Source organism: Pantoea sp. SIMBA_079 (genome assembly GCF_046940275.1).
GTDB classification, from domain to species: domain Bacteria; phylum Pseudomonadota; class Gammaproteobacteria; order Enterobacterales; family Enterobacteriaceae; genus Pantoea; species Pantoea borealis.
The window spans coordinates 24,899-45,437 of record NZ_JAWRYR010000001.1 but is presented as its reverse complement, the minus strand read 5'-3'; the positions used below and the strand labels follow the sequence as shown (position 1 = coordinate 45,437).

Below are 20,539 nucleotides of genomic sequence, written 5' to 3'. Positions count from 1 at the left end.
GGCAACCCGGTGGGTTGCCCTTTTTTTTACGGCGCGTCGATATCCTGCAAATCATCCTGTATCGCGCTGGCGTTTGGATTCTCTTCCGGCTTCAGCTTGCCGCCGCTGGCCAGGAAATCGTTACGCTGGAAATAGGCATTGCGGATAAAGGAGTAAGGATCCTGCTGCTGTTTCAGCAGCCCGTCGGAGTCCAGCAGCTGAGCACGTGTCTCCACCCCTTCCAGCGCCCACTTACCGATCGACATCGGCCAGGTGAGCCAGCTGAGTACCGGATAGAGCGTATCCACATAGTCACCGCCATCCTGCCGTACGGTGAAGCTGCCGTAGCCAGGCAGTACGACATACGGGCCGTAGCCAACGCCATAACGTCCCAGCGTGCTGCCAAAGCGATGCGGTACCTCGCGCGCCAGCACCGGATTCGCTTTGCCTGCAACATCGATAAAACCGCCCAGGCCCAGCACGGTATTCAGGAAGAAACGCGTGAAGTGGATCCCGGCCTGACGCGGCTCGCCCACCAGAATAGCGTTAACCATACTGGCTGGTTCATTCAGGTTACCCAGAAAATTGCTGACGCCGGTACGCGCCGGTACCGGCACATAATCGCGCCAGGCTACCGCCACCGGGCGCACCACCCAGGGGTCAAGTACGTTGTAATTAAAGTTAAACATCGTACGGTTAAACCCTTCCAGCGGATCGCTGCGCTGCGCCGGGGCGGCATCATCTGCCGGTTTTGAGCTGGCGCATCCCACCAGAAGTAAACTGGCCAGTGCCAGACTGGTCAGGCGGTTATTCATGTTCTTCTCCCTGTGCGGATAATAAATGTAGCGCTTCAGGGCTGCTGCTGATTAATCTCAACAGTCAGCGGCTGGTGACCCTCCCACGAGGTAATAGCACTGATCCCGAACCAGTCCCCGGCCTGAGGATTTGCGCTGCCGTCGCGGGCAATGCGCACTCTGACCTGAACCTGATGCTGCGCCGAAAGCAGGCGATCGGACATCATAGCGTTGCTGTCATCCAGCGTAAGCGATAGCGGAAAGTGGCTAAGCGGCAGGCGCTTAACGGCCACGGGCACCGGTGAAACACCGTCAGATACAGAAATATACAACACTCCGTCCGGCGGCAACATTTTTTCTGCCTGCGGCGACAGCTTTACCGTCAGGCTCAGCGCAACCGCCTGCTGTCCGGCATCGGTTTTTGCCTGTTCAATGCTGCGCTGAATCAGCGTGATGCGCGGATCGCCGGCAGGCAGTAATGCCAGCATGGCGCGCCACGCATCGATCGCCTCAGTATAGTTCTGCTGCCCGGACGCGTTGAATGCCAGCAGGCTAAGCGTGCGAAGATTCGCGCTGTCGCGCTTCAGCAGCGCATGCAGCAGCAGTCCCGCCTGCCGGTTATCCTGCGGATCGCCGGAGCGTGTCAGGACTTCCGCATAATCCTGCTGCAGTTCCAGGTTGCCGGGTGCGCGCTGCAGGGCGCGCTCAAACGCCTGCCCGGCCGCAGTCGCATTGTTCAGCACCATACCAAGCCGCCCCAGCATCGCCCACTCATCGGCGCTGCCGCTTGTCTGCTGCAGCGCCGTGCGCAGGCCCAGCTGCAGGCGCGCCAGCTCCTCCATCGTCAGCGGCTTTGCAGCCGGGTCCATCACGCGCGCGCGCAGCGCCGGATAGTCACGCTGAACGGCGAGCCAGCCCGCGAGCTGTGCGTAGCCGCCGGTTTGCAGATAGACCCCGGTTGTCACCAGCAGCAGCAGGATCACGCCCGGCAGCAGGATCCAGCGGCTGCTCTGCCGCGCCGGGAGAGTCTGCCCGTCGGGTACGTCCGTCAGCAGCATCTGCTGCAGATCGCGCTCCATCTCCGCCCGGTTGGCTACCACGCCTTCCGTTTCATCACGCTGCAGCTCGCGCAGGCGCTGCTGGTAAAAGGCGGTGTTAAGACGGTCGCGTTCGTCAGCATGGTATTCACGCTGGCGCCATCCCGCAGCCAGAAACAGCGCCACCGCAGCCGTCAGTAAAATTATCAGAATCGTGCAAAATGCGATCATTACGGCTTCCCGTTACGTTCCAGAATCGCCGCCAGGCGCTGTTGTTCATCATCATTCAGTTCACCCGGCTCACGCACGCGGCGGTTACGCAGCAGGATCACCCCGCCACCCAGCAGCACAAACAGCGCCGGACCGGCCCATAAAATCAGCGTCGAGGGGGTAAGCGGTGGATCGTAAGTGACAAAGTGACCGTAACGCGCCACCATGTAATCCACTATCTGCTGCCGGCTCTTGCCCTGCTGCATCAGCTCATAGACTTTCAGGCGCATATCAGCGGCAATCATGGCGTTTGAATCTGCGATGCTGTTGTTCTGGCATTTCGGGCAGCGCAGCGAGGCGGTGATCGCACGATACTGATCCTCCTGCTGCAGCGAGGCAAACTGCAGGGCATCCGTGGTGGCCTGCACGCTGAGCGCAAGGAGCAATCCCGTCAGGGCGACAAGCAGCCTGCTCATGCTCCTGCCTCACGGCTATATTTTTCCCACAGCGGTTTAACTTCCTGATTCCAGACGCGCTCGTTCATATCGCCGGCGTGGCGGTAACGGATAATACCGTGGCCGTCGATCAGAAAGGTTTCCGGCGCACCATACACACCGAGATCGAGTCCCAGCATGCCGTTGCCATCATAGAGGCTCAGGGCGTAGGGGTTGCCCAGCGTATTAAGCCAGTTTATCGCTTTGGTACGGTCATCTTTATAGTTGAGACCGACCACGCGCACGCCCTGCTCTGCCAGCTGGTTCAGATAGTGATGCTCAGCGCGGCAGGTCGGACACCAGGTCGCCCAGACGTTGAGCAGCAGCGGCTGGCCATCGGTAAGGATCTGCTGGCTGTAGATTTTGCCCGGCTTATCCAGCGCTTCCAGTCTGAACTGCGGCACCGGCTTGCCCGTCAGGGCTGACTCCAGCCGGGAGGGATCGTCACCCTGCGCATTGCGCGACAGCTGCCACAGCAGCGCCGCCGCCAGCAGCAGAAACAGCACCAGGGGAATAAAAAGAATTTTTTTGTTCATGCCCGCTCCTCACGCGCAACTTTTTTCCGCGCGCGATAACGCGGATCCAGCAGACAGAGCAGGCCGCCTGCCGCCATAAACAGTCCCCCAAACCAGATCCAGCGGACAAAGGGTTTATAGTAGAGGCGCACAGCCCAGGCACCGTTATCCAGCTCTTCACCGAGCGCCGCATAGAGATCGCGGGTAAACCCGCCGCTGATCGCCGCTTCGGTCATCATGGTGCGCGCCGCGGTATAAAAGCGTTTTTCCGCCCGCAGTACAGCTTCCGGTTTGCCATCACGGGTCACGTCAATGATCGCCACGCCGCCGCTGTAGTTAGGGCCCTGCAGGTTATGCACGTCGCGGAATACAAAGTGATAGCGATGAATATCGATGCTGTCGCCCGCCTTCATCCGTACATCGCGCTCAACGCTGTACTGGGTGCTGAATGCGATGCCCACCACCGTCACCGCCACGCCCAGATGCCCCAGCACCATGCCCCAGTGGCTGCGCGACAGATGACGCAATCCTCTCAGCAGGCTATGCCGGTGGGTCGCGCGCTCATGCAGCTCCATCAGCGTCAGCAGCGTGACCCAGATGGCCATCAGCAGGCCGGTTACCGTCATCGCTTCGATACGATCTTCCAGCAGCCACGGCAGCAGAACAGAAAGCAGCAGCGTGACCACCAGCCCGGCGCTCAGCCGCTTCCACAGTTTCTGCGGCTCATCGCGCCGCCAGCGTACCAGCGGACCAATACCGAGCAGCAGCGCAAACGGCGCCATCAGCCAGCTAAACAGGGTATTAAAGAAGGGTTCTCCCACTGAAATACTGCCCAGCCCCAGCTGCTTATGCACCAGCGGCAGCAGCGTACCGAGCAGCACCACCAGCATTGCCGCAATCAGCAGCACGTTATTGCCCAGCAGAAACGATTCCCGCGACCAGATTTCGCTTTGCACGCGGCTGCGTACCTGCCCGCCGCGCAGCGCATAGAGCAGCAGCGAGCTGCCAATCACGATTATCAGAAAAGCGAGAATAAACATCCCGCGCGCCGGATCGGAGGCAAAGGCATGCACCGAAACCAGCACCCCGGACCGCACCAGAAAGGTGCCGAGCAGGCTGAGCGAGAACGTCGCGATCGCCAGCAGCACGGTCCAGGCTTTAAAGCTGCCGCGCTTTTCTGTAACCGCCAGCGAGTGCATCAGCGCGGTTCCGGCCAGCCACGGCATAAACGAGGCGTTTTCTACCGGATCCCAGAACCACCAGCCGCCCCAGCCCAGCTCATAATAGGCCCACGCCGATCCCAGCACGATACCCACCGTAAGGAAGACCCACGCGGCGGTGGTCCAGGGTCGCGACCAGCGCGCCCAGGCGGTATCCAGTCGCCCGGTCATCAGCGAGGCGATGGCAAAGGCAAACGCCACCGAGAAACCGACATAGCCCATATAAAGCAGCGGCGGATGGAAAATCAGGCCGATATCCTGCAGCATCGGATTGAGATCGCGTCCGTCGACAGGGAAGTCAGGCAGCGTGCGGGCAAACGGATTGGAGGTCAGCAGGATAAACAGCAGAAAGCCGGCATTAATGATCCCCATTACCGCCAGCACGCGCGCCAGCGCATCGCGCGGCATCTCACGGCTGAAAATCGCTACCGCCAGCGACCAGCTGCTGAGCAGCAGTACCCACAGCAGCAGCGAGCCTTCATGCGCCCCCCAGGTCGCGGCGATGCGATAGTAGACCGGCAGCAGCGTATTCGAGTTAGTCGCAACATACGCGACGGTGAAATCGTTCACCACAAACGCGTGCACCAGCACCATAAAGGCGGCGGCAATGCTTAAAAACATGCCCCAGGTCAGCGGTCGTGCGAGCGCCATCAGCCGCGCATCCTGACGCGCGGCCCCCCACAGCGGATAAATACTCAGCAGCAGCGCCAGGCCCAGCGCCAGGCAGAGCAGAAAGGTTCCGATTTCCGGCATCATGGCTGATTACCCGCCGGCTGATAGCGCGCTGCCGCGCCGGTATGGTTTTTATTCATCGCGTCCTGAATTTCCGGCGGCGTATATTTTTCATCGTGCTTTGCCAGCACTTCCCGGGCGCTGATGACATTACCTGCCTGCAGGACTCCCTGCGCCACGACCCCCTGCCCTTCACGGAACAGATCGGGCAGGATGCCGTTATAGCTGACGCTGACCACGCCTCGGGCGTCATAAAGGCTAAAGGTCACCGCCAGCGATTGCGGATCGCGCTTTACGCTGCCAGGCATGACCATACCGCCCACGCGCAGGCGCTGTCCCGCTTCCGGCTTCAGCTGCGCGTCGCCTTTGCCATTGATAATTTCGCCCGGCGTATAGAACAGATCGATGTTTGAGCGCAGGGCATACATCACCAGGGCGGTCGCCAGGCCAAGGCCGGTCAGAATAGCCAGCACCACCAAAAGACGGTTACGACGACGGATATTCATCCTGCCTCCCCGGCAGCGCGCGCGCGCTGTTTAGTCTGTGCCGCACGCACACGCTGTTCCCGCGCCTGACGCTGACGGATCTCTGCCAGCAAACGACGACGCTGCAGCAGCGTATGCAGCACCAGACCCAGCAGCGGGATCAGGGTGCAGGCCACCGACAGCCAGACAAAAAAGGCGTAGTCGCCCATGGCAAAGAATTCACTCCAGGAGGAGAAGGCCGGACTCATGCTTTTTCCCCCTGCTGCGCCAGCGCGATAGCCCACGGACGATGCCGTTCAGTCAGTAAAATCAAATTACGCAGCCGCATCAGCGTCAGCGTGATAAACAGCAGCAGATAGCCGAGAATTGACCAGCGCAGCGGCGTGCGCATAGCGGGATCGATCGCCTGCTGCAGCAGACCGGATGAGCCCTGATGCAGCGTGTTCCACCACTGTACGGAAAAATGAATGATCGGCAGGTTCACCACGCCGACGAGGATCAGGATACCGGCGGCGCGGCCCGCTGTGCGGCGATCGTCAAAAGCGAGCCAGAGTGCCATCGCGCCCATATAAAGGAACAGCAGCACCAGCTCTGAGGTGAGGCGCGCATCCCAGATCCACCAGGTTCCCCACATCGGTTTGCCCCATGCAGAGCCGGTGACCAGTGCAATAAAGGTAAACGCAGCGCCCACCGGCGCCATGGCGGCGGCGGCCAGGTCAGCCATTTTCAGCTGCCATACCAGACCGGTGAAGGCGGCAATCGCCATGGAGGCGTAGATCCCCATTGACCACATGGCAGCGGGTACGTGCAGGTACATAATCCGGAAGCTGTTGCCCTGCTGATAATCAGCCGGTGCGAAGCCAAACCCCCATCCCCAGCCAAGCAGCAGCGCGCCGGCTGCGGCAATCGCCATGCCAGGAATAAGGCGCCCGCATAGCTGATAAAGGCGCTCCGGCCTTGCCCACTGATGTATCCATTTCCACATTTGCATTGCTCACACTTAATAATAAAGACGGAATGGCTTCTCTGAGGAAGCGCATTACTGCAGGCTGATTCGCAGCGCCGCCGCGGTGGCAAACGGCGAGAGCGTCGCACTCACCGTCAGCATCGCACCCAGAACCGCCAGATAGCCGCCAACTGGCAGCCCCTGCCCGGCGGCATCGATAGCCGCACTGGCAAAAATCAGCACCGGAATGGTCAGCGGCAGCACCAGCAGGCTGAGCAGCACGCCGCCGCGCCGTAATCCCGTTGTCAGACCGGTGCCGATAGCACCAAGAAAGCTCAGCGTCGGCGTACCCAGCAGCAGCGTCAGCGCCAGCGCGCGCCAGCCTGCCATGTCCAGCGACAGCAGCAGAGCCGCCAGCGGCGACAGCAGGATCAGCGGCAGGCCGGTGACCAGCCAGTGTGCGATCACTTTACCCAGCACCGTGACCGGTAGCGGCGCCGGCAACAGCAGCAGCTGTTCCAGCGACCCGTCAAGGAAATCGTCGCGGAACAGACGCTCCAGCGCCAGCAGCGAAGCCAGCAGAGCGGCGACCCAGACCACGCCGGGCGCAATACGCGCCAGCTGCTGCGGTTCCGGCCCGATGCCGAGCGGAAACAGCGTAATGACAATCAGAAAGAACCACAGCGGATTGATCACTTCAGCCCCGCTGCGAAACGCAATTTTCAGTTCACGCCGGATAATACGCAGCAGCATTATTGCCACTCCCCGCTCAGGCGTATTTTACGTAGCGCGGCGGCGGGCAGCTCCTGGTGCGTGGTGAGGATCACCGCCCCGCCCTGACTGGCGTGCTGATTAAAGCGTGCCATCAGTGTTTCCACGCCAGCTTTATCGATCGCAGTCAGCGGTTCATCCAGGATCCACAGTCGGGCTGAACTGAGCCAGAGGCGTGCCAGCGCGACGCGCCGCTGCTGCCCGGCAGAAAGCTGCGCCACCGGTACCTCTTCATAGCCGGTCAGGCTGACCTGCTCCAGCGCCGCATACAGCGCCGCCTGGCTGCTGTCGCCGTGCCAGAAACGCAGATTTTCCAGCGGGGAGAGTACCGCTTTTACGCCAGGCTGATGGCCAAGATAGAGCAGGTTTTGTTGCCATATTTCACGCTGTCGCTGCAGCGTTTCGCCCTGCCAGCGCACTTCGCCCTCTTCTGCCCGGCTTAGCCCGGCCAGCAGACGCAGCAGTGAGGTTTTGCCGGCACCGTTCGGCCCTTCTATCTGCACGAGGTCACCTGGCCGGACATGGAAGCTCAGTCCGTGAAACAGCATTCGCTCATCGCGAACGCATGAGAGATTAATGACGTCGAACATAGAGGGGCGCATCACCGCAAAAAATGAGGCGGCGATAATATCACACTGTTGCAGTCCGCCGAAGAGTGTGACCGTGCTCTCATTTCGCTCCACGCACCTGTTTACGGTCTTTAAATCCGAAAACTGTGTAAAAAAGCGGCGCGGTTAAAATTTTGTTACGCTTGAAGAAATTCTTCGTAACATTTCAGGCTTGCTAAAACCGTCTACGCTTATTACGCATTGGCACTATCACCAGGAGCAAACATGAAGCCATCGCCATCACATGCTGAACACGACAATGACGTAGACAGCGAAGAAAAAGAGCAAGGCACTGAGATTGAAGTTGATGAAGAGGCCCTGCCCTCGCGGGCAGCGGCGATTCATGAAGAGATACGGCAGGATGGAGAGAAAGAGTTAGAGCGTGACGGCATGGCGCTGCTGTGGTCAGCTATCGCCGCAGGCCTCTCAATGGGCGCGTCGCTGATGGCGAAAGGGATCTTTCAGGTTCATCTTGAGGGTGTCCCCGGCGCCTTTCTGCTGGAGAACTTTGGCTACACCTTTGGCTTTGTGATTGTGATCCTGGCGCGGCAGCAGCTGTTTACCGAGAACACCGTGACGGCGGTGCTGCCGGTTATGCACAAGCCCACCGGCAGCAATTTTATGCTGCTGCTGCGCCTGTGGGGGCTGGTGCTGCTGGGCAATCTGATTGGTACCGGGCTGGCGGCGCTGGCCTTTAACTACATGCCCATTTTTGATGAGGCGACGCGCCAGGCGTTTACGGCCATCAGTGAAAAGGTGATGGAAAACACGCCGGGCGAGATGTTCGCGAATGCCGTGATCTCCGGCTGGATCATCGCCACCATGGTCTGGATGATCCCGCATGCGGAAAATGCCAAACTGCTGATCATCATTATGATGACGTGGCTGGTGGCGCTGGGCGATCTGGCGCATATCGTAGTCGGATCAGTCGAGGTGCTCTATCTGGTCTTTGCGGGCACGGTGCCGTGGCAGGAGTTTTTCTGGCCATTTGCGCTGCCCACGCTGCTCGGTAACATCACCGGCGGCACGCTGATTTTTGCCCTGATCAGCCATGCGCAGATCCGCAACGACATGAGCGAAGAGGCGAAAGCGAAGGCGCGGGCGGATCAAAAACGCCGCGAAAAAGCAGAAGAGAAGAACGCTGCCGGAGAGCAGACTGAGTAACCCGCTCTTCCGGGCGCGGCGCTGCTGACAGAATGAGCAATCACGCCGCGCCCGGTTAACATCCGGGAGACATACGGGTATACTGCGTCTCCGGATGTCTCCTTAGTTAAATGGATATAACGAGCCCCTCCTAAGGGCTAGTTGCAGGTTCGATTCCTGCAGGGGACGCCATATCCCCCTCATCCTGCAAATCCATACCGGCAAATTTCGACAGCTGCTGACTGATGCTGTTTTCTTTGTAGCAGGTGACCAGTAGCGCCTGGGTTGCACGCGTAAAGGCCACATACAGCGCCGGAATAGCCTCAGACTCATCTTCAGCCCCTTTATGAACAAATGAAGCATTGATCACGGCAACGTAAGGGAACTCCAGCCCTTTGCTGCTCTGAAAGGTCAGAAGATGTACCACATCCTCCCGATGCGAATAGCGTTTTTTGTCTTCTGTCGTAAAGCTCACGGCGGCAGGGATCGCATGCTGCTTCAGCAGATCGATGAGTCTGTCTGCTGAAAAATGCGTGGGACACAGTACCGCCATGTCGCCCCAGCGGCCTGCAGACGCATATTTTTCTCTCAGCCATGCCACAACGCGACGCGCTTCATCTGTTGCAGACTGACACTGTTCGATATCGGGAATGTCGCTGTTTTCTTCGCCGCAGGCTTCCGGCAGTACCAGCGGAAGCTCCTGATTATGATGCTGGTCAAAGTAGTCGCGTGAAAAAGCATAGGCAAAATTGAGGATGCGCCGCGGATTGCGATAGTTTACCCGAAGGATAGAGGTACGCCCCTGCGCCTGGATGCCCACGCTTGCCAGCGAGAAATTCAGCGCTTTTTCACGCCGGTACAGAGACTGGGCATCATCGTACATCAGCAGCAGCGAGCGGCGGGTGTTATCAAACAGCCGGGCAATCAGTGAAAGCCAGCGCCGGTCGAAATCATGCCCTTCGTCCACCAGCACCGCATCGTACCCCGCATCCCCGACGGTGCCGCTGTTAACCGCATTTTCCAGCGCCGCGAAGCAGTTATCATAATAGCGCCCTTCCCCGCTCATATTCAGCTTAAAGGTCCGGGCGGCCGTCGCGCACCAGTCATGAAAATGATAGACGTGTACTTTATCCGATAGCCCTCTGGCCGCGATGCACTCACGGATATAGTTAGCCAGAATGATATTAAAACAGAGCACCAGTACAGGGCGCGTGGTGGTCTCGGAAAGATATAAACAGCGGTAGAGTAAGATCAGCGTTTTACCGGAACCGGCCACGCCATGTATGACACGATGCCCTTCGCCAAGATTACGCGCCAGCACCTCCTGCTGCAGATCCATTACCCGGTAAATATTACTGCGCTTATTTTTTACCGTAATAGCGATCTCCGGAAAAAGATGCCGGCGCAGTATATCCCGCATAGCGGGTGTTATTGCGGGTCTGAAACGGGTAGTAAACAGTCCGGAAATTTTAGCGCGAAACGCAGAAACAGAGACAGACTCTGTCATTTCATCCTGACAAATCGTCAGCGCCTGCGGAAATATAGATTCAACCACGCCATCGGCTGAAAGTGATGTCAGTTGCTGGCGGGTAATATTGGTAAACACCACACCATAAGCCCAGGCCATATTCAGCTTTCCTTTATACAGGCCTGTTTTCTGCTGCAGTTTCGGATCCTGAGATAACTGTTCGACGGTTGCACAGGCATACTCTCTGACCTGCAGCAGCGGATTTTGCGCCTGCGTTTCGCCCTGGGCGTTTCTCAGCGTCACCCGCTGCGGGTCCGCATGCTGCAATGTACTTAGCTTCCAGTCTTTGACCTCAAGGAAAATCAGTCCGTTGTCGGGATCGATAATAACAAAGTCAGGATGCCGGTACTGGCGTCCAACCGGAATGTCATACCAGACAAGGCAATCGTCGCCGAGATGCGATTCAAGCCGCTGGGCGACGCGTCGCTCTCCGTGCGTCATTCGCCCTGAACACAGCGTCAGGGAGGTCATTAATTTCGCCATAAAACAGTATCCACGTATATAAAGTACATCAGCGCAACACAACGATAACACCGCTATTAAAAGTTTAGAATACGATGTTATGCCGTTTTACCCTGTGCCGGTTTATTACGCTGCCGTTATTCTGATAATGGCGGGTCAGAAATATATTTATTCTGAGGGTAATAACGCCTCTGATTTACCGGGCATTCCGCGGCCTTTTACGGCAGGCGGGAAAATGCCGGCAGGAGTGGTATGATTTACGCTAAATGATGCCGCTGGCATCTGAACCCTCCCCCGTTTCCGGAGCGCACCATGAAACATGAGATTGATCTGAAGTATTACGATATCGCTGACGCTTACGCTGAAGAGTGTGAAAAACCGGTGAGTGAAGCCGAGCGCGACCCGCTGGCGCACTACTTCCAGCTGCTGATCACCCGCCTGAATAATCATCAGGAGATCAGTGAAGAAGCGCAGCATGAGATGGCGCGCGAGGCGGGAATTGCTGACGCGCGCATTGATGATGTGGCGAACTTCCTGAACGAATGGGGCAACGAGTAAACGATGTTAACAGGCTGTCTGAAGGCAGACAGCCTGCTCACCGTCGCGTTGATTACTTACGTGCATCCAGCAGCTGCTGCGCATTATCCGCAGTGACCGTGGTCCACGGGATGTAGTAGTGTTTTTTCGTGCCGCCGTCCCAGGCGAGATCTTTGGCATACTGCTGCCAGATGTCAGACTGCGGCTGGTAGCCTGCACCTTTTACTGCGCGCAGCGCGACATCAATGGCGCCCTGCATCTGGCCTTTCGCATCCTGCAGAATAGAGACCATTTCACCCGCCTGAACGGCATGAATGGCATCAGACACGCCATCCACACCCGCAATCGCGAAATCGTTAACGTTCAGACCCGCGCCTTTAATCGCTTCAATAGCACCCAGCGCCATCTCATCGTTTTGGCCGATCACACCGTTGATTTTACCGCGATGCTTCTGCAGCCAGTTCTCCATCAGCGGCTGTGCTTCTGCGCGTGACCAGTTGGCTGTTTTTCTCTCCAGTACGGTAACCTGTCCCGGACCACACTCCGCTATCGCTTTGTCATTGCCTTTGCCGCGCTGGATCTCACCGCTGCCGCCCTTCGGTCCTTCGATGATGACGACATTGACCTTTTTGGTTTTGCACTGCAGCTTATCCAGAACCGCTTTGGCCTCCAGATAGCCGCCCAGCTCATCATTAGAGACCACTTCTGACGTCATCTCTTCCGTGTTCAGACGGGCGTTGGTGACCACCACCGGAATTTTGGCTTCGTTAGCATTGGTCACAATATCGATGTTGGCTTCATAGTCCATCGGGTTCACGATAATGGCGTCGGCGCGCGTCTGGATAGCGGTCGCCGCCTGGTCATTCTGCACCGACGCGTCATAACGACCATCGTAAAAGGTGAGTACAGCTTCGCCGCTTTTTACTGCCGGATGCGCTTTACCGTAGCGCTCCATCAGCTGAACGAATTCCGCCTTATTGCCATACATCAGTACAGCAATCTTTACGGGTGCAGCCTGCGCTATGCTAATCGCGCCCAGCGTCAGGGCTGAAGTTAACAGAGCGATAGATCTTATTTTCATTGTTTTCTCCTGGCAGGGTTTATCTATTCAGAGGTTAATCGCGCTGTTGTTTACGCGACGGATCGAGCAGTACAGCCACTACAATCAGGGCGCCTTTGATAATCTGCTGGTAGTAAGACTGCACCCCCAGCAAATCCAGGCCGTTATTCATTACGCCGATGATCAGCACACCAAAAAAGGTGCCAACAAGCGTACCGACACCGCCAGCCATACTGGTGCCGCCAATCACTACCGCAGCAATCGCATCGAGTTCATAGCCTGCGCCCGCGTTAGTCTGTGCCGATCCGGTGCGTGCGGTGAGGATCAGCCCGGCGATCCCGGCCAGCGCGGCGCACAGGGTGTAAACCATGACTTTTATGCCCACGACGCTGATGCCTGACGTACGGGCACTTTTCGGGTTGCCGCCAACGGCATAGACGTAGCGTCCGAGTAAGGTTTTATTGAGCAGCAGCCAGGCGAGGCCAAACAGCACAACAAAGATAATGACCGGTACGGGTATGCCGGCCATGTAGCCGTTGCCGAGCCAGCGAAAATCACTGTTAAGCTGTGAAACCGGGTTGCCGCCGGTGGTCAGCATCGTGAGGCCGCGGGCAGCAGAGAGCATGCCCATAGTGACGATAAACGGCTGCAGGCGGTAACGCGCCAGCACGGTACCGTTGATCAGGCCACAGACAATGCCAATACCTAACGCGACAATCATCGGGACCATCACGGCATGCGCCGTATCGCCGATTGCCATGCCGCTGTTGTTAGTGGCAAATCGCGCAGCAACAATGCCGCTCAGCGCCAGCACCGATCCCACCGACAGATCGACGCCGGCGGTGATAATTACAAAGGTCATACCGATCGCTAAAATGCCGTTGATAGAGACCTGGCGCAGCACAATCAGCATATTTTCATTACTGAGAAAATAGTTGCTGCTCCAGGCGCCATTAGCGACCTGCAGCTCGCCGACGGCTGCCACAATCAGGCAAAGCACAAAAAACGCGATGATGATGCCGTATTTGTGCATACGTCTTTTATTGCGTGTAAAAAATGAGATGCCGGAAGGCATGGAATGTGTGGTGTTCATAACATTGTCTCTCTGTTAAACCGCCAGCTTCATCAGTTCACTCTGCGTCGCCTGAGCCGCACTTAATTCTCCCGCCAGCTGCCCGTCGCGGAACACCAGAATGCGATCGCTCATGCCGATGATTTCCGACAGCTCTGAGGAGACCATTACGATCCCCTTGTTTTTCAATGCAAACTCAGACATAAAGCGGTAAATCTCTTTCTTTGCACCGACATCAATACCCCGGGTAGGCTCATCCAGCAGCAGTACCTCCGGATTGAGTAACGCCCAGCGCCCCAGCACGACTTTTTGCTGATTGCCGCCGCTGAGATTGCCCACCAGCTGTTCGGCATCCGGCGTTCGGACGTTAAAGCGTTTGATCATCTCCAGGCTGCGCGCCTGCTCCTGCTTCTCACTGATAAAGCCGGCGCGGGAGATGGCGCCAAATGAGGCGATGTTGATGTTTTCCCGAATCGAACGACAGAGCACCAGGCCGGTCGCTTTACGATCTTCTGTGACATAAGCGATGCCGTGCCGGATCGATTCTTTCGGTGAATGGCGACCCAGTACCACCTCGCCCAGCCGGATGGTGCCGCTGTCTGCGTGTTCAATACCAAACAGCAAATCGAGAAACTCGCTGCGCCCGGAGCCAACCAGCCCGTAGATGCCGAGGATTTCGCCCCGCTTCAGGTGCAGGCTGATATCGTTGATTTTGTTACGCCAGCGCAGGTTTTTTACCTCCATCATCACCTCATCGCCCGGCTGATTGAACTTGGCAAACTCACTCTCATATTCTCCGCCAATGATCTGTTCAATCAGCTGTTCACGCGTGATGTCGGCCAGCATGCCCTCCTGCACCCAGGCGCCATCGCGAAAGATGGTATAGCTGTCGGCAATCTGAAAAATCTCAGAGAGGCGGTGGGAGACATAAATAATGCCTTTGCCCTTTTGCGCCAGCCGGGCGAGAGTCTGAAAGATTTTTTGCGCATCCTCTTCGCCAATCGCTGAAGTCGGTTCATCCATGATGATGATGTCAGCATTCGCGTGAGAGAGCGCTTTGGCGATCTCCACCAGCTGCTGCCCGGCAACGCTGAGGTTACGCATTTTTTCGGTAGCAGAGATGTCAAAATCGAGCTCCTCCAGCAGCACGCGGGTGCGCTGATTGAGCGTGGCAAAGTCAACAAAACCAAACCGGCGCGGTTCGCGTCCCAGCCAGATATTCTCGGCCACCGTCAGGTCCGGAATCGCGCTTAGCTCCTGCTGCACAATCGCGATACCGGCAGCCAGCGCGTCGCGCGGATGAGCAAAGCTGCAGCGCCTGCCGCGAATAAAAATCTCTCCGGCGTCGGGCTGGATAAACCCCATCAGGATGCTGAGAAAGGTCGATTTTCCGGCACCGTTGCCGCCGCACAGAGCATGAATTGACCCGGGGCGCAGCGCAAATTCCGCGTTTTTCAGCGCCACAACCGGGCCAAACGCTTTGCGGATCCCCGTGACCTCCAGCAGCATCTCCTGGTTATTTCGTGTCACAATGCCACCTCCGGATAAGTACTGCTGAGACGGTTCAGATAGCGCTGATAATGCGTTTCATAGGCCTGATGGCGAGCGGGATCCGGTACGGCGCGGGTGCTTTCATCCGGCGTGACAAAGCGCTGACACAGCGACTGCAGTAACGCATCCGGCTGCTGTGCAGGGTTATCCAGCAGCGCGCTGGCCCACATCGCCTGAATTGCTGCGCCCAGCGCGGCGGTTTCAGGGATGCGCAGCGAGACCACCGGACAATTCATGACGTCGGCAACAATTTGCCGCCAGCCGCTGCTGCGTGAGCCACCGCCAGTGAGGCGGATCTCCTGCGCGCTGATGCCCTGCTGCCGGAACAGGTCGAGTCCGTAACGTAATCCGTAGGTCGCACTCTCCACGGCGGCGCGGCAGAGGTTCGCGCGGGTAAAATTCACGGCATTCAGGTTATGCAGACTCGCCTGCGCATGGGGCAGAGGCGGCGTGCGCTCGCCATTAAAAAACGGCAGCATCTCAATGCCCTCCGCTCCCGGCTCTGCCTGATTCAGCAGCTGATTAAAGCCGGCAATATCCTCTGCCAGCAGCGTCTGGATCAGCGTGGTTGCAGAGGTAACATTCATGGTGCAAATCAGCGGCAGCCAGCGGTTAGTGCTGGAGCAAAAGCTGGCAATCAGCCCGTTCTCGTCGATTACAGGCGTGTCACTGCAGGCGAACAGCGTGCCGGATGTGCCGAGGCTTAGCGTTACCGTGCCCGGCGCAATATTGCCGGACCCGATGGCGGCCATCATATTATCGCCGCCGCCTGTCGCCACCCGCACCGCAGGGCGTAATCCCAGACGCTGCGCGGCTTCCGGCTGCAGGGTGCCGATACAGTCGTGCGCAGCAGCCAGCGGCGGCAGCGCCTGCCACAGCCGGCCATCCGGATCGATAAGATCCACCGTGTGCCGATCCCAGCGGCGGCGGCGGATATCCAGCAGGCCGGTGCCGGAGGCGTCGCCATACTCCATCACCCGTTCGCCGGTTAGCCAGAAATTAAGGTAATCGTGCGGCAGTAACACGGTGTGTAAACGCGCCCACAGCGCCGGATGCTGCTGCTTCAGCCAGAGAATTTTCGACGCGGTGTAGCCGGTCGCCGGAACAAGCCCTGGCTGCGCCAGCGCACCGCTGATCCCTCCCAGCTGCTGCAGCAGCCAGCTGTTCTGCGCATCGGTGGCGGTGTCGCACCACAGCTTTACCGGGTGCAGCACTGCTCCGGCTTCATCCAGCGCTACAAAGCCGTGCTGCTGACCAGAGACACTCAGCGCAGTAATCTGCTGTGTATCGATACCGGCGTCTGATGCTGCCTGATGGAATGCCGTGACCAGCGCGTCAATCCACTCGCTGGCATGCTGTTCACGTGTGCCATCTGCGTCGCTCTGCAGCCGGTGCGGCGCGCTGCCTTCGCCGACAATCGCCCCCTGCTCGCTATTCACAATGACCACACGCGTTCCCTGCGTGCCGCAATCAATGCCTGCATAGAGCGCCATGCGTCACTCCATCTCCAGCATGATTTTGATATCTGCCGCATGACCCGCGGCGGCGCGATCAAACGCTTCAACGCTGTCGGCGAATTTATAGGTATGGCTGATAAGCGGCTCTACCCGCAGCTTGCCGCTGCTCAACAGGCGCAGCGTGCGGGGATACATATTGGCGTAGCGAAAAATGGTTTTGAAGGTCAGCTCTTTGGCCTGGGCCGCAACAATGTCCATCGGCGCGGCGTCCACCGGCATACCCACCAGAATCACCGTCGCACCCGGCGCCGCGTGTTCAGCCAGCGTGGCAATAGCAGGTTTAGCCCCGCTGCATTCAAACACCACGTCCGCACCGTTACCGCTGGTGAGTTCAGAGACTTTGCCGGCCAGATCGCCGGTTTTGATATTGATGGCGTGCAGCCCTTCATACTCCGCCGCCACGGCCAGCTTTTCATCAAACATGTCGCAGATGATCACATCAGAACAGCCACCTGCCAGCGCTGCCAGCGCAGTCACCACGCCGATGGGTCCGGCACCCAGCACCAGGCCAATATCGCCGGGTTTGATCCCGGCTTTGGTCGCGGCCTGCATTGCCACCGCCAGCGGCTCAACCATGGCTCCTTCGCGGAAGCTGACATTTTCCGGCAGTTTAAAGGTGAACGCCGCGGGATGAATGACCGTTTCACGCAGGCACCCGTGCACCGGCGGCGTCGCCCAGAAGCGTACGGCGGGATCGAGATTGTAGAGACCCGCACGCGACTGATCGGAATTCAAATCCGGGATCCCGGGCTCCATACAGACGCGATCGCCTGCTTTCAGGTGCGTGACGTTTTTTCCGGTCTCCAGCACAATGCCGGCAGCTTCATGGCCCAGCACCATCGGTGCCTCCACCACAAACGGACCAATCCGGCCATGTTTGTAGTAGTGAACATCGCTGCCGCAAATGCCTACTGAGTGAATTTTGATTTTGACATCGTCATCGCCCAGCACCTCATCAAATTCCCGATCTTCAATCGCAATGTGGCCTGCCTGACTCAGAACTAATGCTTTCATTAACGCCCCCGGATTCATTTTAATGGTATCGATATCATTTCAATGCGGCGATAGTGACGTAAAAAAAACGCTAAAACTGTGATGCAGACTCAATAATCCCGATTTGAAACCATGCTCTCGTCACTGACCCGGCGAATTGCAGATCGGGATCACAGAAGATCATAAGCGGAACACGCTTTAATGGTATCGATATCATTACAGGAGAAACCGCATGACCGATTATCCGCAGGCGATTGAGCGCACCCTGGCATTTCTGCAGCAGGCGAATATTGTTCTTACCCCTGCAGAGCAGGAGAAAATTGAAATTGCCACTTTCGGCCTGGACGACTACCCCGCTTCAGGTTTGCAGCTGTTAACCTATATCAATGAACCGCGCTATTGCGCTAAAGAACTGGTGCTGTTTCCCCGCCAGACCTGCCCTGAGCATCGGCATCCGCCGTTTAACGGTACGCCAGGCAAGCAGGAGACCTTTCGCTGTCGCTGGGGCGAAGTCTATCTGTTTGTCGATGATGAGCAGCTCACGCCAAACGATGCGGCGGGCTCTCAGCGCTGTCAGGTGCCTGCCGGCAGCGAAACCGCCTATACCTGCAGCCGCTATATTCTGCTGCGTCCGGGCGAACAGTACACGATTAAACCCGATACGCGGCACTGGTTTCAGGCGGGTGAACAGGGGGCCGTTGTCTCGGAGTTTTCATCAGAAAGCCGCGACGACCTGGATATTTTCACGGACCCGCGCGTCAGACGACTCGCATAACGCAGCGAGATCGCTTAACGCTAAACGATCTGCCATGATTGACTCATGATACAAAATGACAGGGTTGATTAAGGAGCCAGACTTGGCAGCAGGACGGGGACGCAAGGCAACGCTGGCAAGCGTTGCTGCCCAGGCAAACGTGAGCAAAATTACCGCCTCACGCGCCTTTTCACAACCGGAAAAAGTGCATCCGGAGACGCTGCAGCGCATTCATGCTACCGCAGAGCAGTTAGGCTATGTGATGAATACGGCGGCGCGCAGCCTGCGGGCAAAAAGCAGCAAAACTATTGGCATCGTTAATCCCGATATGGCTAACCCCTTCTTTGGCGGCCTGACGCGTCTGATGACGCTGGAGGCGAATAAGCTGGGCTACGATACGCTGGTGTTTGACTCCTGTGAGTCGCAGGAAAATGAGAACCGTATCATCGACAGGCTAATCGGGTATAACGTTGATGCCATTATATTGTCGGTGATTTCCAACGATCTTCACTATCATCCGGCCTATATGACGCGGCTGGAGACGCTGAATATACCGGTGGTGCTGGTCGATCGTGAACTGCAGGTTTCTCACTGCAGCGGTGTCTATATTGATAACCTCGACTGTGGCCTGCAGACCGGTCGCTGGCTGGCGGAACAGGGGGCACAGCGTATTGTGGTGGTCTCCGGTCCCGAAAAGTCGAACGTTGCACGTGAGCGGGTGCTCGGTCTGCAGGCCGCGCTGCAGGGCAAAGCTGCCTCGCTGGAAGTGCTCTACGCTGACTTTTTTATGGATGCAGCCTGGCAGGAGACCCGACGCTGGCTGAACCATCACCCTGCCCCTGACTACTTTGTGGGCTGTAACAATCAGATCTCACTCGGCATTATTAAAGCCTGCATCGATCACTCACTCAGTCTGCAGCAGCAGGTAAAACTCTTCAGCATTGACGAGGTTACGCAGGCGGATATTTATGGCTTTCACTTTCCCTGCATCGCACACGATCTGCAGAGCATCGCCTGGCAGGCGCTGAATCTGGCTATCCGGCGCATCAATGAGAGTGACAGTAAGCCGGGCAAAGTTATCGTGCGGGGTGAAGTGATCCCCTGATAACGCGTTTTTTACCGGCTATAGCCCTGCCGCCACGCTGACGGGGCCACGCCATGCAGCTGACGGAACCGGTTACTGAAATGGCTGGCAGAGTGAAAGCCGCAGCGCAGCGCAATCTCAGTCAGCGGCAGCGTGCTGTGCATCAGTAGCTCTTTCGCCACCGCCATGCGGCGCTGCATCACATACTGGTGCGGCGCGCTGCCGGTGCTGCTGCGAAACATACGCGCAAAATGATATTCGCTGAGCGCAGCTTCTGCGGCCAGCCGCGCCAGCGTCAGCGGCTGATCGAGCTGCGCATCAATCAGGGCAATGATCCGGCGCAGCACGGCGGGTGCCAGGCCGCCCCGCACGGCGGGCAGCTGCCACTGCACATCGCTGTAGCGATGCAGCAGATGCGTCAGCAGCAGCGTCGATGCGCTGCTCAGCATCAGCTGATTGGCGGGCTGCTGCCAGCTGACGCTGAGTAAAAAATGGCGGTAAAGCTGGGTAATACGATCGTCATCAGCAAAAATCTTTTCCTGCAGATTCAGGCTGGCCGGCGAGCGATCCCAGATCTGTTCACCAAGCTGACGTAAATGTGTATCGGTGCAGTAGAGATGCACAAATGAAAGATCGGCCCGTAAATCCCAGGTTGACTCCATACCGGACGGCATCAGGCAGAAACGATCCGGCGCGCCGCCGTTGCGCCACCCGTGTGGCGTTTTATGCCAGGTATCATAACCCTCTTCGGTATACAGGCTCAGGGTATGATGATCGCTGTGGTTGGTGACGCGGTCACCGCTATTAAACCAGGCTGCCAGCCGGATACCGCCCGAGAGCGGTACGCTGTCGCGCAGCTGAGCCTTACGGTTTTTTAGCATGGTAAAAGTCTGGTAATCGGACATGGCGCACATCACATCTGCAGCGGTTAAACAGCAGTTTACGCGTCCGCACGACGGAAAACAGCGCTGCAGCCGGTCTGTGAGTGAAAAAGCGCAAGTTTTTGCAAGTGCTGCGCAATACGGTGCAAGCGTCCGTACGCGCAAG

The 20,539-nt window shown here is 57.8% G+C and carries 21 protein-coding genes and 1 tRNA gene; 5 read left to right on the top strand and 17 right to left on the bottom strand.

All coding sequences use genetic code 11. From position 1 onward, the window contains the following. Nucleotides 1-26: 26 nt before the first annotated feature. From mlaA to ccmA, 10 genes are read right to left on the bottom strand one after another with little or no spacing between them, the layout of a single operon-like run. Nucleotides 27-794, bottom strand: a complete 768-nt coding sequence (gene mlaA, locus SB719_RS00245; RefSeq protein WP_304235605.1) for a phospholipid-binding lipoprotein MlaA — start codon at nt 792-794, stop codon at nt 27-29. A 35-nt stretch (nt 795-829) separates the two neighbouring features. Beyond that, entirely contained in the window at nt 830-2,041 is a 1,212-nt protein-coding gene (ccmI, locus tag SB719_RS00240) for a c-type cytochrome biogenesis protein CcmI (RefSeq protein ID WP_412158748.1), read from the bottom strand. After that, nucleotides 2,041-2,496, bottom strand: a complete 456-nt coding sequence (locus SB719_RS00235; protein ID WP_412158747.1) for a cytochrome c-type biogenesis protein — start codon at nt 2,494-2,496, stop codon at nt 2,041-2,043. The genes ccmI and SB719_RS00235 overlap by 1 nt, the downstream gene beginning before the upstream one ends. After that, the gene (locus SB719_RS00230) at nt 2,493-3,050 is read right to left on the bottom strand and encodes a DsbE family thiol:disulfide interchange protein (RefSeq protein ID WP_292976148.1); all 558 of its coding nucleotides are present in this window, start codon (nt 3,048-3,050) and stop codon (nt 2,493-2,495) included. The genes SB719_RS00235 and SB719_RS00230 overlap by 4 nt, the downstream gene beginning before the upstream one ends. After that, the gene (locus tag SB719_RS00225) at nt 3,047-5,005 is read right to left on the bottom strand and encodes a heme lyase CcmF/NrfE family subunit (protein WP_412158746.1); all 1,959 of its coding nucleotides are present in this window, start codon (nt 5,003-5,005) and stop codon (nt 3,047-3,049) included. The genes SB719_RS00230 and SB719_RS00225 overlap by 4 nt, the downstream gene beginning before the upstream one ends. Next, on the bottom strand, nt 5,002-5,487 hold the full coding sequence (gene ccmE, locus SB719_RS00220; protein ID WP_065648789.1) for a cytochrome c maturation protein CcmE: 486 nt from the start codon (nt 5,485-5,487) through the stop codon (nt 5,002-5,004). Before ccmE ends, SB719_RS00225 begins: the two co-directional genes overlap by 4 nt. Next, nucleotides 5,484-5,714 (bottom strand): heme exporter protein CcmD, encoded by a 231-nt coding sequence (ccmD, locus tag SB719_RS00215; protein WP_314687535.1) that lies wholly within the window; start codon nt 5,712-5,714, stop codon nt 5,484-5,486. The genes ccmE and ccmD overlap by 4 nt, the downstream gene beginning before the upstream one ends. After that, nucleotides 5,711-6,451 carry a heme ABC transporter permease gene (locus SB719_RS00210; RefSeq protein WP_292968386.1) on the bottom strand — a complete coding sequence of 247 codons (741 nt, stop codon included), beginning with the start codon at nt 6,449-6,451 and terminating at the stop codon, nt 5,711-5,713. The genes ccmD and SB719_RS00210 overlap by 4 nt, the downstream gene beginning before the upstream one ends. Before the next feature lie 54 nt (nt 6,452-6,505). Continuing rightward, nucleotides 6,506-7,165, bottom strand: a complete 660-nt coding sequence (gene ccmB, locus SB719_RS00205) for a heme exporter protein CcmB (protein WP_065648786.1) — start codon at nt 7,163-7,165, stop codon at nt 6,506-6,508. After that, nucleotides 7,165-7,773, bottom strand: a complete 609-nt coding sequence (ccmA, locus tag SB719_RS00200) for a cytochrome c biogenesis heme-transporting ATPase CcmA (protein WP_065650434.1) — start codon at nt 7,771-7,773, stop codon at nt 7,165-7,167. The genes ccmB and ccmA overlap by 1 nt, the downstream gene beginning before the upstream one ends. Before the next feature lie 243 nt (nt 7,774-8,016). Between ccmA and SB719_RS00195 the strand changes: the two genes are divergently transcribed. Both SB719_RS00195 and SB719_RS00190 read left to right on the top strand, forming a co-directional pair. Then, a complete protein-coding gene (locus SB719_RS00195; protein ID WP_292968394.1) occupies nt 8,017-8,955 on the top strand; it encodes a formate/nitrite transporter family protein in 939 nt (312 codons plus the stop codon). Between the two features lie 96 nt (nt 8,956-9,051). Continuing rightward, nucleotides 9,052-9,126: transfer RNA gene (locus tag SB719_RS00190), tRNA-Arg, on the top strand. Here the strand turns inward: SB719_RS00190 and SB719_RS00185 are convergent. Next, the gene (locus SB719_RS00185; RefSeq protein ID WP_412158907.1) at nt 9,086-10,945 is read right to left on the bottom strand and encodes a DEAD/DEAH box helicase; all 1,860 of its coding nucleotides are present in this window, start codon (nt 10,943-10,945) and stop codon (nt 9,086-9,088) included. The genes SB719_RS00190 and SB719_RS00185 overlap by 41 nt on opposite strands. Nucleotides 10,946-11,236: 291 nt before the next feature. Between SB719_RS00185 and SB719_RS00180 the strand changes: the two genes are divergently transcribed. Continuing rightward, a complete protein-coding gene (locus tag SB719_RS00180) occupies nt 11,237-11,482 on the top strand; it encodes a DUF2543 family protein (protein ID WP_039385596.1) in 246 nt (81 codons plus the stop codon). 52 nt (nt 11,483-11,534) lie between these two features. On the opposite strand, the gene SB719_RS00175 is transcribed toward SB719_RS00180, so the two are convergent. From SB719_RS00175 to SB719_RS00155, 5 genes are read right to left on the bottom strand one after another with little or no spacing between them, the layout of a single operon-like run. Next, the gene (locus SB719_RS00175) at nt 11,535-12,542 is read right to left on the bottom strand and encodes a substrate-binding domain-containing protein (RefSeq protein WP_065648783.1); all 1,008 of its coding nucleotides are present in this window, start codon (nt 12,540-12,542) and stop codon (nt 11,535-11,537) included. Between the two features lie 34 nt (nt 12,543-12,576). Further along, nucleotides 12,577-13,596 carry an ABC transporter permease gene (locus SB719_RS00170; RefSeq protein WP_412158906.1) on the bottom strand — a complete coding sequence of 340 codons (1,020 nt, stop codon included), beginning with the start codon at nt 13,594-13,596 and terminating at the stop codon, nt 12,577-12,579. Nucleotides 13,597-13,629: 33 nt separating this feature from the next. Continuing rightward, nucleotides 13,630-15,102, bottom strand: a complete 1,473-nt coding sequence (locus SB719_RS00165; RefSeq protein WP_065648781.1) for a sugar ABC transporter ATP-binding protein — start codon at nt 15,100-15,102, stop codon at nt 13,630-13,632. A gap of 17 nt (nt 15,103-15,119) precedes the next feature. Further along, a complete protein-coding gene (xylB, locus tag SB719_RS00160; RefSeq protein ID WP_314687529.1) occupies nt 15,120-16,637 on the bottom strand; it encodes a xylulokinase in 1,518 nt (505 codons plus the stop codon). Nucleotides 16,638-16,640: 3 nt separating this feature from the next. Further along, the gene (locus SB719_RS00155; protein ID WP_065648779.1) at nt 16,641-17,675 is read right to left on the bottom strand and encodes an NAD(P)-dependent alcohol dehydrogenase; all 1,035 of its coding nucleotides are present in this window, start codon (nt 17,673-17,675) and stop codon (nt 16,641-16,643) included. Nucleotides 17,676-17,886: 211 nt separating this feature from the next. Between SB719_RS00155 and SB719_RS00150 the strand changes: the two genes are divergently transcribed. Beyond that, a complete protein-coding gene (locus SB719_RS00150; RefSeq protein ID WP_314687527.1) occupies nt 17,887-18,429 on the top strand; it encodes a D-lyxose/D-mannose family sugar isomerase in 543 nt (180 codons plus the stop codon). 82 nt (nt 18,430-18,511) lie between these two features. Next, nucleotides 18,512-19,513, top strand: coding sequence for a LacI family DNA-binding transcriptional regulator (locus SB719_RS00145; protein WP_065648777.1), 1,002 nt, complete (start codon nt 18,512-18,514; stop codon nt 19,511-19,513). 11 nt (nt 19,514-19,524) lie between these two features. On the opposite strand, the gene SB719_RS00140 is transcribed toward SB719_RS00145, so the two are convergent. Continuing rightward, nucleotides 19,525-20,397: a helix-turn-helix domain-containing protein gene (locus SB719_RS00140; protein WP_412158745.1), complete on the bottom strand. Its 873-nt coding sequence runs from the start codon at nt 20,395-20,397 to the stop codon at nt 19,525-19,527. Between the last annotated feature and the right edge of the window lie 142 nt (nt 20,398-20,539).